General features: G+C 33.1%; 13 protein-coding genes. 11 read left to right on the forward strand and 2 right to left on the reverse strand.

From position 1 onward, the window contains the following. Window positions 1–32: 32 nt before the first annotated feature. Window positions 33–578, reverse strand: a complete 546-nt coding sequence (locus B6D18_RS03020; RefSeq protein ID WP_086363079.1) for a cysteine hydrolase family protein — start codon at window positions 576–578, stop codon at window positions 33–35. A gap of 285 nt (window positions 579–863) precedes the next feature. Here B6D18_RS03020 and aspS point away from each other — a divergent pair, with 285 nt between their 5' ends. From aspS to B6D18_RS03045, 5 genes are all read left to right on the forward strand, one after another. Then, the gene (gene aspS / locus B6D18_RS03025; protein ID WP_086363080.1) at window positions 864–2,621 is read left to right on the forward strand and encodes an aspartate--tRNA ligase; all 1,758 of its coding nucleotides are present in this window, start codon (window positions 864–866) and stop codon (window positions 2,619–2,621) included. Window positions 2,622–2,631: 10 nt separating this feature from the next. After that, window positions 2,632–3,099, forward strand: a complete 468-nt coding sequence (nudB, locus tag B6D18_RS03030; RefSeq protein WP_086363081.1) for a dihydroneopterin triphosphate diphosphatase — start codon at window positions 2,632–2,634, stop codon at window positions 3,097–3,099. Next, window positions 3,096–3,488 carry a hypothetical protein gene (locus B6D18_RS03035; protein ID WP_086363082.1) on the forward strand — a complete coding sequence of 131 codons (393 nt, stop codon included), beginning with the start codon at window positions 3,096–3,098 and terminating at the stop codon, window positions 3,486–3,488. Before nudB ends, B6D18_RS03035 begins: the two co-directional genes overlap by 4 nt. Window positions 3,489–3,566: 78 nt before the next feature. Continuing rightward, window positions 3,567–5,030, forward strand: a complete 1,464-nt coding sequence (gene ubiD / locus B6D18_RS03040; RefSeq protein ID WP_086363083.1) for a 4-hydroxy-3-polyprenylbenzoate decarboxylase — start codon at window positions 3,567–3,569, stop codon at window positions 5,028–5,030. 199 nt (window positions 5,031–5,229) lie between these two features. Next, window positions 5,230–6,300: a tetratricopeptide repeat protein gene (locus tag B6D18_RS03045; RefSeq protein ID WP_086363084.1), complete on the forward strand. Its 1,071-nt coding sequence runs from the start codon at window positions 5,230–5,232 to the stop codon at window positions 6,298–6,300. Window positions 6,301–6,311: 11 nt separating this feature from the next. Here B6D18_RS03045 and ppc read toward each other — a convergent pair whose 3' ends face one another. Then, window positions 6,312–8,954 (reverse strand): phosphoenolpyruvate carboxylase, encoded by a 2,643-nt coding sequence (ppc, locus tag B6D18_RS03050; protein ID WP_086363085.1) that lies wholly within the window; start codon window positions 8,952–8,954, stop codon window positions 6,312–6,314. Window positions 8,955–9,283: 329 nt separating this feature from the next. Here ppc and B6D18_RS03055 point away from each other — a divergent pair, with 329 nt between their 5' ends. From B6D18_RS03055 to yajC, 6 genes are all read left to right on the forward strand, one after another. Then, entirely contained in the window at window positions 9,284–9,775 is a 492-nt protein-coding gene (locus tag B6D18_RS03055; RefSeq protein WP_086363086.1) for an NADH-quinone oxidoreductase subunit J, read from the forward strand. Between the two features lies 1 nt (window position 9,776). Then, entirely contained in the window at window positions 9,777–10,079 is a 303-nt protein-coding gene (gene nuoK / locus B6D18_RS03060; protein WP_086363087.1) for an NADH-quinone oxidoreductase subunit NuoK, read from the forward strand. Then, entirely contained in the window at window positions 10,076–11,923 is a 1,848-nt protein-coding gene (locus B6D18_RS03065; protein WP_086363088.1) for an NADH-quinone oxidoreductase subunit L, read from the forward strand. Before nuoK ends, B6D18_RS03065 begins: the two co-directional genes overlap by 4 nt. Before the next feature lie 16 nt (window positions 11,924–11,939). Next, a complete protein-coding gene (locus B6D18_RS03070) occupies window positions 11,940–13,484 on the forward strand; it encodes a NuoM family protein (RefSeq protein WP_086363089.1) in 1,545 nt (514 codons plus the stop codon). Between the two features lie 207 nt (window positions 13,485–13,691). Then, entirely contained in the window at window positions 13,692–15,206 is a 1,515-nt protein-coding gene (locus B6D18_RS03075) for an NADH-quinone oxidoreductase subunit N (protein ID WP_158092510.1), read from the forward strand. A 178-nt stretch (window positions 15,207–15,384) separates the two neighbouring features. Then, the gene (gene yajC, locus B6D18_RS03080; RefSeq protein WP_086363091.1) at window positions 15,385–15,717 is read left to right on the forward strand and encodes a preprotein translocase subunit YajC; all 333 of its coding nucleotides are present in this window, start codon (window positions 15,385–15,387) and stop codon (window positions 15,715–15,717) included. Window positions 15,718–15,775: the final 58 nt, after the last annotated feature.

Below are 15,775 nucleotides of genomic sequence, written 5' to 3' on the forward strand. Positions count from 1 at the left end.
TCATTTTTTTATTTATTTTCACATTACACTTCTTATACTACGGTTGCTCCTAAGGTATTTTGAAAATGCTTTAAAGCCCATTGGTGGCCAATTGGATCAAAGCTTGCAACAGCATTTTGATGAATAACTAATTTATAGCCTAAGTTATAGGCATCTACAGCCGTATGTAAAATACAAATATCAGTACAAACGCCAATTAGATGGATTTCAGTGATATGTCTTTCGCGTAAACGGAGGTCAAGATCCGTACCACAAAATGCTGAGTAGTGACGTTTATTTATCCAGTAGATATTGTCTGAATATTGATATTGCTGGTAAAGTTGCTGTAATTTACCAAATAATTGTTGGCCAATAGTCCCAACAATATTGTGAGGGGGAAATAGCGAATTTTCCGGATGGTATTTATCTAAAGGATTATGGGCATCAATAGCAAAAACGATAAACTCATTATTTTTAATAAATGATTGAGTTATGTTTATCATTTCTGATTCAATTTGTTGACCCTCAGCGCCAGTCGTTAATGCTCCATCATCAGCAATGAAATCATTAGTATAATCAATTGAAATTAAAGCTTTCATATCCAATAAACAATATTTAAATAATCCTAAAGCTTATTAATAAATATCAGATATGACAAGTTATTAAATTAATCATTTTTCAAATTTATTTATAAAAGATGTAATTTGATTAATTATCTTATTGAATTTAAATAAATTTATAAATGATTATATAAATTAAAATTATTATCATAAACTGAGTATAAATAAATTAAATAAGGATTATTTTTATAGATGGTCTTTATCCCCCGATAAATTGCTCTATAATAATTATCATTTTTGACAATTGTACACAGGATATATTTAATGAGAACAATTTATTGCGGACAATTAAACGCAAGTTATATTAATCAAGAAGTCACACTATGTGGATGGGTCAATAAACGCCGAGATTTAGGTGGAATGATTTTTATTGATATGCGTGATCGTGAAGGAATTGTGCAAGTTTTTTTTGATCCTGATTACCCACAAGCACATGAATTAGCTGGCGAATTACGTAATGAATTTTGTATTCAAATTAAAGGGAAAGTAAGAGCAAGGCCTGAAGGTCAAGTTAATAAAGATATGGCGACTGGCGAAGTTGAAATTTTGGCCACAGAGCTGATTATTTTTAATCGTAGTGATGTATTGCCTCTTGATTTTAATCAAAATAACAGTGAAGAACAGCGTTTAAAATATCGCTATATTGATTTGCGTCGTCCGGAAATGTCTACTATTTTCAAAACTCGAGCCCAAATTACCGCATTTGTTCGTTCTTTCATGAATGAACATGGCTTTTTAGATATCGAAACACCAATGTTAACCAAAGCAACACCTGAAGGGGCTCGAGATTATCTTGTACCAAGTCGTGTTCATAATGGTGAGTTTTATGCACTGCCACAATCGCCACAGTTATTTAAACAGCTACTTATGATGTCAGGCTTTGATCGCTATTATCAAATAGTTAAATGTTTTCGTGATGAAGATCTTCGCGCTGATCGTCAGCCAGAATTTACCCAAATTGATGTTGAAACGTCTTTTATGAGTGCTGAACAAGTACGTGAAATTATGGAGAAAATGATTCGCGAACTTTGGTTACATGTAAAAAATGTCGATTTAGGTAGTTTTCCAATATTAACTTTTGCTGAAGCAATGCGACGATTTGGTAGTGATAAACCAGATTTACGTAACCCACTAGAAATTATTGATGTGGCTGATTTAGTAAAAGATATCGATTTTAAAGTATTTTCAACGCCAGCGAATGATCCTAAAGGCCGTGTTGCACTGCTTTGCGTACCAAATGGTGCACAATTAACGCGTAAACAATTAGATGATTATACCCAATTTATCTCGGTATATGGTGCTAAAGGTATGGCGTGGATCAAAGTTAATGAACGTAACAAAGGTTTAGCTGGTGTACAAAGCCCAGTAGCTAAATTCTTTAATGAATCTCAAATGGAAGCTTTATTGAATCGTGCTGATGCTAAAGATGGTGATATTTTACTATTTGGTGCAGATAGTTATAAAGTTGTTAGTGATGCATTAGGGGCTTTACGTTTGAAAGTTGGTAAAGATTTAAGTATAACTGATGAGAATAAATGGGCAGTACTTTGGGTTGTTGATTTCCCTATGTTTGAAGAAACAGACGAAGGCTTAAGTGCTATGCATCATCCATTCACATCACCGAAGGATTTCACTCCAGAGCAATTAATTAGTAACCCTGAAAATGCGGTAGCTAATGCATATGATATGGTCATTAATGGTTATGAAGTCGGTGGTGGTTCTGTGCGTATTCATCGAAGTGAAATGCAACAAGCCGTATTCTCAATTTTAGGTATTAATGAAGATGATCAGCGTGAAAAATTTGGTTTCTTACTTGATGCATTAAAATATGGTACGCCACCTCATGCAGGTTTAGCCTTTGGCCTAGACAGATTAACAATGCTATTAACTGGAACTGATAATATCCGTGATGTTATCGCTTTTCCAAAAACAACTGCAGCAACATGTTTATTAACTGATGCACCTAGTCCAGCTAATTCTGCAGCATTAAAAGAACTTGGTATTGAAGTAAGCCAAAAGTAACGGTATTTATATGCAAAAGTATAAGAACCCTGAGTCAGTATTAGTTGTTATTTATTGTAAAAACTCTCAGCGTGTTCTTATGTTGCAACGTAAAGATGATCCTAATTTTTGGCAATCAGTTACAGGTAGTTTGGAAGAAAATGAATTACCAAGGGATACGGCAATTCGTGAGGTTTTTGAAGAGACCGGTATAGATATTAATGGAAAAAATCTTAAATTAATTGATGCAAAACATGTGGTTGAATTCGAAATTTTCCCTCAGTTTAGATATCGATATGCACCAGAAGTAAAGATGAATAAAGAACATTGGTTTTATTTACCTCTTTGTGATGAGATAACGCCAATGCTTACTGAACATTTATCTTATCAATGGTTAACTATAAATAGTGCAGCCAATCTTACTGTATCACCAAATAATTGTGAGGCTATTTGTAAAATTGGGACAATTGAGAAAATTAATTTAAGAGACCAAAAATGAAATTTAGCCAATGTAGCATTTTATTGTTTAATTTATTCTTTTTAATACCAAATAGCTATGCTGAGATAAATATAAAAAAATGCAATGCTAACCAAGGTAATTACATCACTTTTGGTGGATATGATTCACATATCGCTGAAAAAATTATTAATTATAAATTACATAAGCAACCCGATAAAAGAGAAAATAGCATCATTAAAATTTTTGCTAATGAAAATGGTGATGATCGTAATTATTGGTTAACTTCGATTCAAACTGATAATAAAGCTGAAGATTATTTGTTTTATCAATTAGAACAAAATAAATTTACTGAGGTTGATCTGCAACAGTTTCAAATCTTTTTACCTAAAATTGTTGAGTGTAATCAAATAAAACAAGTTCCTATATAGTGAGAACTTTGATGCAGTTTAATTAATATTTACCCGCCTGTATTTGGTTAACGTAATTTAGAGTTGAGAGGAGTAATAATGGTATTATCTAATTTTCGGGATTTTTTGGATTACCTTGAGCAGCAAGGTGAACTGAAACGAATTAGTTATCCGGTTAATCCTCATCTTGAAATGACAGAAATCGCTGATCGTGTATTACGTTCACAAGGTCCGGCATTATTATTTGAAAATCCAATTGGTTATGAAATTCCTGTATTGTGTAATCTTTTCGGTACGGCTAAACGAGTCGCTATGGCGATGGGACGAGAAGAAACCAGGGAATTGCGAGAAATTGGCGAATTACTCGCTTTTTTACGAGAGCCTGAACCACCAAAAGGTATTCGACAGTTTTTTAATATTTTGCCTAAATATAAACAAGTTCTCAATATGCCGGTAAAACGTCGCTCTTCAGCACCTTGTCAGGAATTAATTTTTAAAGATGATGAAGTCGATTTAACACAATTACCTATTATGCATTGTTGGCCTGAAGATGTAGCTCCGCTTATAACTTGGGGGTTAACAGTAACCAAAGGACCTCATAAAGAGCGTCAAAATATTGGCGTTTATCGCTTACAATTATTAGGTAAAAATAAATTAATCATGCGTTGGTTATCGCATCGAGGTGGCGCGCTTGATTTTGCTGAATGGCAAAAATCTCATCCAAATGAAAATTTTCCGGTTAGTATCGCAATAGGTGCAGATCCGGCAACTATATTAAGTGCTGTTACGCCGGTACCTGATACATTATCAGAATACGCTTTTGCAGGATTGTTAAGAAATAGTCGAACTGAGGTTGTTAAGTCATTATCAAATGAATTAGAAGTGCCAGCGACAGCTGAAATTATTCTTGAAGGTTATATCAATCCCAACGAACTAGCTGCTGAAGGCCCCTATGGTGATCATACTGGTTATTATAATGAAGTTGAAAAATTTGCAGTGTTTACGGTGACTCATTTAACTAGACGCAAAGATGCAATTTATCATTCTACTTATACCGGTAGGCCACCAGATGAACCAGCAGTAATGGGATTAGCATTAAATGAAGTGTTTATTCCGATATTACAAAAACAATTTCCTGAAATTGTTGATTTTTATCTTCCACCAGAGGGATGCTCTTATCGTATTGCTATTGTTACAATCAAAAAACAATATCCAGGGCATGCTAAAAGAGTCATGATGGGCGTATGGTCCTATTTAAGACAATTTATGTATACTAAATTTATTATTGTCTGTGATGATGATATTAATGCAAGGGATTGGAAAGATGTTATGTGGGCAATCTCTACAAGAATGGATCCACATCGAGATACTACATTTGTTGATAATACCCCAATTGATTATCTAGACTTCGCTTCACCAGTGTCTGGTTTGGGATCTAAAATGGGATTGGATGCTACAAATAAGTGGCAGGGCGAAACAAATCGAGAGTGGGGTAGCATTATCACTAAAGATGAAAAAGTGGTAGCCCATGTCGATGAAATTTGGCACGAACTTGGTTTATAATATATTTACTTAATTATTATAAATTATTTTTATGGATAAAAGATAAGTAGATTAATTTTTATCAGAAAAGTATAAAATAAGATCATTAACTTGACTAATGATGGGAAAGTAATGGATAAAGTTTATTGTAAAACAAAAACTATTCCCTTTTGGTGCAATTATGTATAATTATCGCCAATATTATGGCATTTAGACAATTATGAAAAAACTCCAAATTATATTGGCTTTGATGTTATTTATCTCATGTGGAGTAATGGCAAGTGAAGCTAAAACACAGCCTGATACTGAATTAAAAGTGAGCGATCCTAGTTCACTAATACCTTCTTTATTGCTTGCTGCTGAAAAGGGTGACATGCAATCACAATATACTCTCGGCACCATTTATAAACAAGGATTAGGCGTTGAGGTTAATGATTTAAGGGCCTTTTTTTGGTTCAATAAAGCAGCTGAACAAGGATTAGATAAGGCACAAAATAATTTAGCTTATATGTATCAAAATGGATTAGGAACTAAAGAAAATTTATCTGAAGCTTTCAAATTTTTTAAATTGGCAGCTGATCAGAATTACCCGTTAGCTAAATATAATTTAGCGTTAATGTATAAACATGGTGAGGGCGTTGCTAAAGACATTTCTGCTGCGATTAATTATTTTAGTCAAGCTGGTGATCAAGGTGTTTATGATGCTTACTTAAATTTGGGTATTATGTACTTCTTTGGTGATGATGTAGAAAAAGATCGAATGATTGCCGCTGATTGGTTTAGTAAAGCTGCTAAAGATAACAATGCTGAAGCACAATATTATTTAGGATTAATGTCTCAAAATGGTGATGGCTTAACTCAGGATTACGTTGCTGCACTTTATTTTTATACGCAAGCCGCAGAACGAGGAAATGTATTGGCTATGTATAATTTAGGCATTATGTATGCAACTGGCTCAGGAACAAGACCTGATAATACTCAAGCGGCTCATTGGTTTACTAAAGCTGCCGAAGGTGGCAATGCTGATGCTCAATATAATATTGCTGTTATGTATGATGTTGGTGGTGGGGTCCCGAAAGACGAAAAGAAAGCTATAGATTGGTATAAGAAAGCTGCTAATCAAGGAAGTGTTGATGCTCAATACAATTTAGCCATTAAATATCTTGAAGGTCAAAATGTTAAACAAAGTACCAATTTAGCCATCTATTGGTTCACTAAAGCTAGCGAGCAAGGTGATGAAGATGCTAAAGCATATCTGGAACAACTTTCTCAAAATAAAAAGGGCGAATAAGCCCTTTTTTATTATCCTGAATTTCGCATTCCCGCTGCAATCCCTGAAATAGTTATCATTAATCCTTGCTCAACGATACTATTTTCATCATTATTTTTACGAGAACGACTCAATAATTCAGCTTGCAATAAGTTAAGTGGTTCAATATAGGTATTACGCAATGCGACTGATTCGGCAATCCACGGTAAATCTGCCATTAAGCTAATATCATCTGTAATAGTAAGTACCGTGTTGATATCTTCAGTTAATAAACTCCTTAGTTCATCACCTAATGGCCATAATACAGAAGAAACTAGACGTTGTTCATAATATTCATGAATATTTGGTGCAGCTTTAGCATAAACCATTTCAAGCATTCCTAAACGAGCATTAAAAAATGGCCAATTATGATACATATCTTGCAATTGTTCTTTTTTACCTTCATGGATAACAACTCTAAGAGCACTACCAGCACCGAGCCATGATGGCACCATTAAACGGTTTTGTGTCCAAGCAAAAATCCATGGTATTGCTCGTAAGCTTTCAATTCCCCCACCTGTTCGACGCTTTTGTGGGCGGGAACCTAATGGTAATCTACCTAGTTCAGCTTCTGGTGTAACTGCTCTAAAATAATCAACAAATTCAGGTTTTTCTCGAACATAGCTTCGATAGCATTGGCAAGAATAATCAGACATTTCATCCATAATATCTCGCCAGACTTGTTTAGGCTCTGGAGGAGGAAGTAAATTTGCTTGTAAAATCGCTGAGGCATAAAGCATTAAACTACTAAGTGCAACCTCAGGTAAACCAAGCTTAAATCTAATCATCTCACCTTGTTCTGTAACGCGTAAACCACCTTTAAGTGATCCTGGTGGTTGTGAAAGTAAAGCCGCATGAGCTGGAGCACCACCACGTCCAATTGAACCACCACGACCATGGAATAATACTAAGTTAACATTATATTTTTCAAATAAATTGACTAACTCTTCTTGTGAGCGATATTGTGCCCATGATGCTGCAAGTGTTCCGGCATCTTTCGCTGAATCTGAATAGCCAATCATTACCATCTGTTTGCCATTGATCTTTTCACGATACCAAGGAATATCTAAAAGTTTTTGCATAACAGATTTAGCATTATTTAAATCTTCTAAGGTTTCAAATAACGGAGCAACAGGGATATTTTTTTGGCAATCAACACTTTTTAGTAGTAAATAAACGGCCAAAATATCAGAAGGTGCTTTGGCCATTGAAATTACATAAGAAGCAATTGATTCCTCACCAGCTTTTTTGATAACTCGGCAGGTATCTAATACTTCTTGTACCATTTCATCTGGTTGCCAATTATAAGGAAGTAGTGGTCGATTAGATTGTAATTCAGCTAATAAAAATGCCTGTTTTTCTTCTTCTGTCCATGAGGCATAACTATCTAAATTCAGTTCTTTGGTTAAGGCGTCTAATGCTTCTGTGTGCACAGAACTATCTTGGCGAATATCTAATCGAACTAATTGCAATCCAAAGCTTTTAATCCTTCTTAATGTATCTAATAATGGCCCATGAGCAATAGTTGACATGCCATTTTCTATTAAAGATTCATAACAGATATAAAGTGGTGTCCATAATTGTTCGTTTTTAGTCAACAGATCGGCTGGCGCTAAAACTTGCTCATTATTCAATAGTGAAATGATATAACTGTGGGTTTTAACTAAACGAGAGCGTAGTTGTTTCATTACGGCTCGATATGGCTCTGATGCTGTTTTATTTTGTTCGTTCAATAAATCAATAACCGATTGACTACATTCTGTCATGGATAATTCACGGACTAAAATCTGAATATCTGCTAAAAATAATTCGATTGCTTTTAATCTGGCTTGTAACATGACCTTTTCTGTCACCTTCGCTGTGACATTAGGATTGCCATCTCGATCTCCGCCCATCCATGAGGTAAATTTAACGGGGACATGTTCAACGGATAGTTCTTCATTAAAAGAATCCACTAGTTGATCATTGAACTCACGTAAAAATAGAGGAACACCTTCCCATAAACTATCTTCAATAACCGAAAATCCCCACTTAGCTTCGTCAAGAGGAGTAGGGCGTTTTTTACGAATTTCATCGGTATACCATGCTTGGCAAACGAGCTGTTTTAAACGACGCATAATCCGTTCTTTTTCATAGTCGGCTAAATCATTATGGTCAAGTTGTGATAAGCAACTATTTATTGCGGTATAAGTATTAATCATTGTACGGCGATTGATTTCCGTTGGATGAGCAGTAAGTACTAACTCAATAGATAAATTATCAATCGCTTGTGAAATAGTCTGAGGGGCAAAATTCAAATTTTTAAGTGATTTGAATAATTCAGTCATCTTTTTAGGACTGCTTGATGCTTCACCATGGGGAGAAATGCCATAATACTCTGCAGCTGTGTTAACTAAATTTAAAAACTGATTAAATGCACGTGCAACATGAAGTAGATCTTGATCATTAAGATTCTCAATTAACGTAAGTAATTCATTATGCGCTTGTTTATTTCCTTGTTGCGCCGATTTGGATAACTGACGGATTTTTTCGACTAAATCGAAAGTTTCATTACCTGTTGCGCGTTTAATCGCATCGCCCAATAGGGTGCCTAACATATTGACGTTGCTTCGCATTGATGAGTATTGACTATTCATTCTGTTCTCTACTTGTTTATATTTTTGCCTAAGATCCTTCAAGCTGTATGATTAAAACGACAATTTAAAGAAAAAGGTGTAAATATAGGTTAATTGCTCAGGATATATACTTTATAACAATGTTGTATTGAATTTAAATAATAAAATTTTATGAATTTTATTATTTCTATTGTTTTTATTATATTTGCTGAATGAATATTCTTACTATTACAAAAAGTTAAAATTTTATTTAGAAATACATTTTTGTGTTAACACAACGTAACTAAACTGTATATTATTGTCAATTAAGTATATACTAGTGTCATTATGAATAAGTATTGGATGAATTAATGATCGCTGTTTTTTATATCGCATCGATAATTGCTGTTTTTTCAAGTATAAAAGCGATTTTTTGTCAGCGTGTAGAAAAAGCAATTTTATATCTGGCTATATCACTTTTTGCATCAGCATTAATATTTATTTTACTAGAAACATATATTTCAGCTGTTTTATATATCCTCTTTTTTATTGGTGGAGCAGTGATTCTGTTTTGGACTTTTTCTTTAACGCTAGAAATACGTCGTGATAATGTTGAAAATGGTAAACGTGGTATTAGTCCTAAAATTTGGCTAGGGCCATTGGTTTTAGCGTTTATTTTATTGGTTGCTCTTATCTATGGCATAGTGACCACTGACTATACACAATTCAAGCAATCACATGAATTGATGCACCAAATGTCAATCTATGCTTATATATTAATGGCCGAGTTAGCAGCATTTTTATTATTAGGTGCTGCAGTTATATCTTATCATTTTATGTATCAAATGTTGTCGGAGAAATAATGTGATACCACTTATGTATGGTCTGATTTTTGCTTCTATCTTATTTGTCATAGGACTTTTAGGAGTAATGATTAGGCGTAATTTCTATTTTTTATTATTAAGTCTTGTGATCATGAATAGTGGTGCCATTGCAGCACTTTTTACCGCAAGTAGTTATTGGCAACAATCTGATGGAGAGGTGCTTGCAATATTAGCTGTAACGACCGTTTTAGCTCAAATATCTGTCGGGCTTGCCTTACTGGTAAAATTAATTTATCGACGTAGAAACTTTAATATTGACTCATTGAGTGAAATGAAAGGATGAATTTACTTTATTTAACTATCATTGTTCCATTGCTATCTTTTTTGATATTACTCTGTTTTGGGCGACAAATACAATCCATCAGTGTTATGTTAATCGGCATTTGTACTATCTTTCTTGTTGGTTTAATAACAATATTTTCTTGTATTGATTTTATTACCAATACAGTTCCCGATATGACATTGGTTTATACCAGAAATTTATGGACTTGGTTTTCCGTCGGTGGTTTTGAAGTTCCTATATCTTTAACTCTAGATGGCTTATCTTTAACATTCTTAGTATTAATATCATTCTTTGGTTTATTGATCTATTTTTTTGCTGCTTGTTATTTGAAATCAAGAAAAGATATTTATACTTTTTATGCATATAGCAATTTACTTATAGCAAGTGTGTTAACTGTTGTTCTTGTCGATAATTTGTTTGTTATGTTACTTGGTTGGGAAGGTGTAAGTATAAGTACTTACTTACTTATTGGTATCTACTATAAACAAGCCCGCAATAGTTATGCTGCCGTTAAAGCATTTGTTATGATGCATTTAACTGATATTTTCTTAATAATAGGTATATTTTTACTTTATCAAACTTTAGAAACATTAAAAATCAGTGATATTTTAATAAAAGCACATAATGACTTAGCCGTTGATTCAGATATTATTTTTTGGATTACGTTAATGTTATTCCTTGGTGCTATGAGTAAGTCGGCTCTCTTCCCAATGCATTCATGGTTTACAGAAACAACATTAGCGCCTATGCCAGCTGTAGCTTTATTGCAATCTTCTACGGTGATATTGGCTGGTGTTTATCTGGTTTTAAGACTAAGTAATCTGTTTATGATGGCGAGTGATACGCTTTATATAATGCTTGTATTTGCTTCTTTAACAGTTATTTTCGCTAGTAGTATTGCTTTAGTTCAAAATGATATAAAACGTATTATAACTTATATCAATTTAGCGCAAATAAGTTATCTATTTTATGCATTTTCGACGAAGAGTTGGGATTTGTCATTAACTTGTTTGATCAACTATGCGGTCACTAGCACCTTACTTATTCTTGCTTCAGCAATTTTAATTAAACAAAACCAAGGTGAAAGGGACATTAATAAACTTGGTGGTTTGTTAAAGTCTAATCGTGTCTTATATGCAGTTTTTTTAATTATTATGTTATCGCTCAGTGCCTTACCGTGGATTTCTGCATCATTTTATATTAAAGGTGATATTATTTGGGGATTAATGGCTCAAGATAACTTAATGGCTGGTACTATAGGTTTATTAGGTATTTTATTGTCTAGTTTATGTATTTGGCGTTTGATATTTTTGATTTTCCATCATACGAGTAAAATTGAAAAAATAATAAAAATCAAAAAAATAAATTATTATCCTATTTTTATCTTATTGATATTCACTACTGCACTGTTTATCTACTTACCATTATCGATACAGGGCATAATCCCTGTGGCCAATCTAGATATACAAGGCCGCATTTCATTTAGAATATTGCTTAGTGCTGTAACCTTATTAAGCTTAGTTATTGCATATATTCTTTATGCACATCCTAATCCAGAAGTTCATGAAATTCTTAATACTCCAATGTTTAAATCATTGGGAAGATTATGTAAAAGTGATTGGCGATTTGATTATTTATTAAATAATTTTTTTGTAAAACCCTATATTTATTTAGCTAATTTACTGAAAAAAGATCCATTAGCGTTGTGGGATGACTGGATTATGTGGGGGATAAAGAAAATAAATGCCTATATTGTCAGTTTAGAAAATGGACAAATAAGATGGTATATGGTTTCCATGGTAATAGGTAGCATTATTATATTAATGTTATTGATTTTTATTTGATAAAGGTGTGAACTTAATGTTGTTATGGCTTGTTTTCTTACCTGTAATTGGTGGATTTATTGGCTGGTTTTGTCATGTATTTTTACAAAGAATCGTGACTTCAACCGATATACAGTTGCGTTGGCAACGTTTACCAATGATGATTGCTCTTATCACCATACTTATCACATTTATTTTGGCAATTATGTTATGGGCAAATGCAAATAGTGCTTTAGAGCAAAGTCCAAACTGGATTGAAGAAATTAACTTTGATTGGATTCCACTACTCGGTATTCATTTTCATCTAGTATTAGATGGTTTATCTTTAGTTGTTATTAGTTCAACACTCTTTATTGTATTGTTAGTTATTGTTTATTCTAGTAAAGAAAATCTTAATAATGTCGGATTATTTTATTTATGTGTATTATTTATGACATCAGCCATAATGATGTTATTCGTAATTACTGATCTGTTTTTAATGTTTTTCTTCTGGGAAGCGGTAGCTATTCCAATTTATTTTTTAATTTCATTGTGGGGCAGACGTGATTTAAATTCTCAATTACGTTTTAGCGGGGCTAGCAAATTTTTAATTTATACTCAAATAAGTAGCCTACTAATGCTCATATCAATTGTATCGTTGGCTTTGATCAATTGGAATCTAACAGGAAAGTGGACTTTTGATTATCAAATTCTAACTAAAACGCCGATTTCTAGTCGTACCGAATTTTTATTAATGCTAGGATTTTTAGCGGCTTTTATTATACGTATTCCTTTAATTCCTTTTCATAATTGGTTTATTGAGGCACATATCGAATCTTCAACAAGCGGTTCGATGATGATAAGTGGTTTATTAGTTAATACCGCGGCATTTGGTTTATTACGTTTTGTGATACCGCTTTTCCCTAATGCTTCGTTATCGATTATGCCGTTTATTTTAGTATTAGCTATATGTACTTTGTTTTATACCGCATTACTTGCTTTTAATCAAACCGATATTAAGAAACTGATTGCTTATATCCATATTGCTTTAATGGGGTTTATGACGGCTATTATCTACAGCGGATCAGTTATTGCTTATCAAGGTGTTGTTATTCAAATGATAGCGATTAATTTAGCTATTGTTGGCATGTTTATAATAAGTGGTTTATTAGCAGAATGCTATTTAACTCGAAACATTAACCAATTTATTGGGTTAAAAGAACAAGTAAAGTATTTGTCTTCTTTTACTCTATTTTTTATGTTGGCTGTTTTAGGGATTCCTGGAACGGCTAACTTTGTTGGTAATTATATGATGTTATTAGGTAATTATAACTCATATCCTTATTACACTATTTTACTGGCAATTGGATTATTATTATTGTCGATATCCTTAATTATTCGTATGCAACCTATTTTTTATGGCGTTGTTGACAAAATTACTGTTACAAAACACTTGCTGAGTAAAAAAGATATTTTTCTATTGTCTAGTGTTCTTATTGTATTAATTTTTATTGGATTATACCCAAAAATGGTTTTAGATATGTCTTATTCTATTGTTAACCGAACACTGCAATATATAATTACTGAACGTGTGGGAGAGTAATAACTTATGATAGCTTTATTGCCAATATTTATATTGAGCTTTGCCATAATAATTTTGCTCATCGCACTATTTATTTTCAAAATAAATACCAAAATATGTGCTGCTTTAACTATATCTGGATTGATTTTTGCATTAGTTTGCTCAGGAATTTTGGGATATAAAATCTCGTTTAATACCCAAGTAATATCAGATATTAGTAGTGACAATATGGAAATATCGGTTTCTTCTCTACCAGAGGATACTGATAAAATTTCTACAACAGAACAAACAGTCGCTATTGCGACCGTACCTACGGAGCAAGAAATTAGCACCTCAGAAAATGCAGAAGTTACCGAGTCTGTTGCAGAAAGTGATGATATGGTTGGACCGTTACCTCTGATTGATAATTCACCGCAGGAAACAGCTAATAATGAATGGCGTGCTCATCATGTTACTGCGTTATTCACTTGTGATGGTTATGGTTTACTTTATACCTGCTTAATTTTAATCATTTCAATTGTTGTTTCATCATTAGCTTATCGATGGTTTGTACAAGAACAAATCAACCATGGGTTATTCTATTTAATTTTACTGTTTATGGCGTTAGGTGGCGTCACTTTAGTTTATGCTAGCCATTTAATGTCATTCTTTCTGGGCATTGAGTTGCTTTCGATTCCATTTATTGGCTTGATTGGCTATCAGTATATTCAAACCCATGCTCTTGAAGCTGCGATTAAATATATGATTTTATCCGCCATTGCTAGTTCATTTTTGTTAATGGGCATTGCTTTCTATTATGCAACTACTGGAGAACTGACATTTAGTGGATTAAGTTATCAATTATCAACTATGACTTATCCAAGTACTTTATTATTAATTGGTATTTGTTTAATGTTAGTTGGTATTGGTTTTAAACTTTCTCTGGTACCTTTTCAACTTTGGTTACCCGACGTTTATCAAGGAGCGCCAACAGTTGTTTCATTACTACTATCAACTGTAGGTAAAGTCGCCGTGTTTTGTGCGATTGCTAGACTGTTTTTATTAGCACCGATAGTAAATAATGAAACAATTCGTGTTATTTTGGTTATTATGGCCTTTTGTTCAATTCTATTGGGAAATTTATCGGCATTAATGCAAAGTAGCTTAAAAAGGTTATTGGCTTATTCCTCCATTGCCCATTTTGGCTATCTATTGCTGGCTTTAATTGCCGTGCAATATCAAGTGCTCGCTTTAGAAACAATAGGTGTTTATTTAATTGGCTACATTTTTGCCAACATTTGTGTCTTAGGTGTGATCAGCTTAGAGTCCCATTCCAATGAATTACAAGATCATGAAAAGGACATTGATCTTTCTGGATTATTTTGGCGTCGACCTGTTTTAGCTCTAGCAATGGGAGCTGGTTTATTATCTCTAGCAGGTGCACCACTTACAGCAGGTTTTGTGGGACGTTTTCTTTTGGTGTTATTAGGTGTGACTGCTGAATTGTGGTGGTTAATTGCTGCAGTAGTGATTGGTAGTACTATAGGATTATATTTCTACTCAAGACTTATTCTTAATCTTTATATCAAACCTATCAATCGTGATGATTTTTCAAGTAATAATTCTATTATTAAATTGAAATGGCAAGATATAAAAGTGAGTGAATTATTTATTATCATTGCAGCATTGTTAACCATCGTATGTGGTGTTTATCCTAAATGGTTATTTAACTTAGTTAGTATGGCACAATATTTAACGACTTAATTTTTTTGCTAGCTCATTGTTGGCTGGTGCTATATTTAGTTAATTGAATAATATAATTAATAGTAACGATATTAGTTGTTGACTTGAAAGATGTTAGCAAGAAATAGTTAATAATCGATTTATTTATTGTGTTATAATTCTGCACTTTAATATTTTTATATACATTAAGAGGACCAATATGGACTTTTTTATTTCTAACGCATACGCAGCAGATGGCGCTGGTGCTGAAACAAATCCTTATTTTTTACCTATCATGTTAGTTGTGTTTGGGCTATTTTTCTATTTTATGATTATGCGTCCACAACAAAAACGTGCTAAAGCACATCGTGAGTTAATGGCTTCTATTTCAAAAGGCGATGAAGTATTAACTAATGGTGGACTTATTGGTCGAGTATCAAAAGTTAATGAAAATGGTTATATTGTGTTAGAGTTAAATGATACAACTGAAGTTGTTATCAAACGTGACTTTATCACATCAGTATTACCAAAAGGAACAATGAAATCATTATAATAGATTTTCCTATTATAATTCATTGTATTAATTATCTAATCCCACAAGAGAATATGTC

The sequence above is a fragment of the Gilliamella sp. A7 genome (genome assembly GCF_002142015.1).
GTDB lineage: Bacteria > Pseudomonadota > Gammaproteobacteria > Enterobacterales > Orbaceae > Gilliamella > Gilliamella apis_A.

What these genes read in the sequence shown, in the direction of transcription:
- B6D18_RS03065 (WP_086363088.1), top strand. Translation starts at nt 10,076, where the DNA reads ATGAATTTACTTTATTTAACTATCATTGTTCCATTGCTATCTTTTTTG.
- yajC (WP_086363091.1), top strand. Translation starts at nt 15,385, where the DNA reads ATGGACTTTTTTATTTCTAACGCATACGCAGCAGATGGCGCTGGTGCT.
- ubiD (WP_086363083.1), top strand. Translation starts at nt 3,567, where the DNA reads ATGGTATTATCTAATTTTCGGGATTTTTTGGATTACCTTGAGCAGCAA.
- B6D18_RS03055 (WP_086363086.1), top strand. Translation starts at nt 9,284, where the DNA reads ATGATCGCTGTTTTTTATATCGCATCGATAATTGCTGTTTTTTCAAGT.
- nudB (WP_086363081.1), top strand. Translation starts at nt 2,632, where the DNA reads ATGCAAAAGTATAAGAACCCTGAGTCAGTATTAGTTGTTATTTATTGT.
- B6D18_RS03035 (WP_086363082.1), top strand. Translation starts at nt 3,096, where the DNA reads ATGAAATTTAGCCAATGTAGCATTTTATTGTTTAATTTATTCTTTTTA.
- B6D18_RS03045 (WP_086363084.1), top strand. Translation starts at nt 5,230, where the DNA reads ATGAAAAAACTCCAAATTATATTGGCTTTGATGTTATTTATCTCATGT.
- aspS (WP_086363080.1), top strand. Translation starts at nt 864, where the DNA reads ATGAGAACAATTTATTGCGGACAATTAAACGCAAGTTATATTAATCAA.
- B6D18_RS03075 (WP_158092510.1), top strand. Translation starts at nt 13,692, where the DNA reads ATGGAAATATCGGTTTCTTCTCTACCAGAGGATACTGATAAAATTTCT.
- B6D18_RS03070 (WP_086363089.1), top strand. Translation starts at nt 11,940, where the DNA reads ATGTTGTTATGGCTTGTTTTCTTACCTGTAATTGGTGGATTTATTGGC.
- ppc (WP_086363085.1), bottom strand. Translation starts at nt 8,954, where the DNA reads ATGAATAGTCAATACTCATCAATGCGAAGCAACGTCAATATGTTAGGC.
- B6D18_RS03020 (WP_086363079.1), bottom strand. Translation starts at nt 578, where the DNA reads ATGAAAGCTTTAATTTCAATTGATTATACTAATGATTTCATTGCTGAT.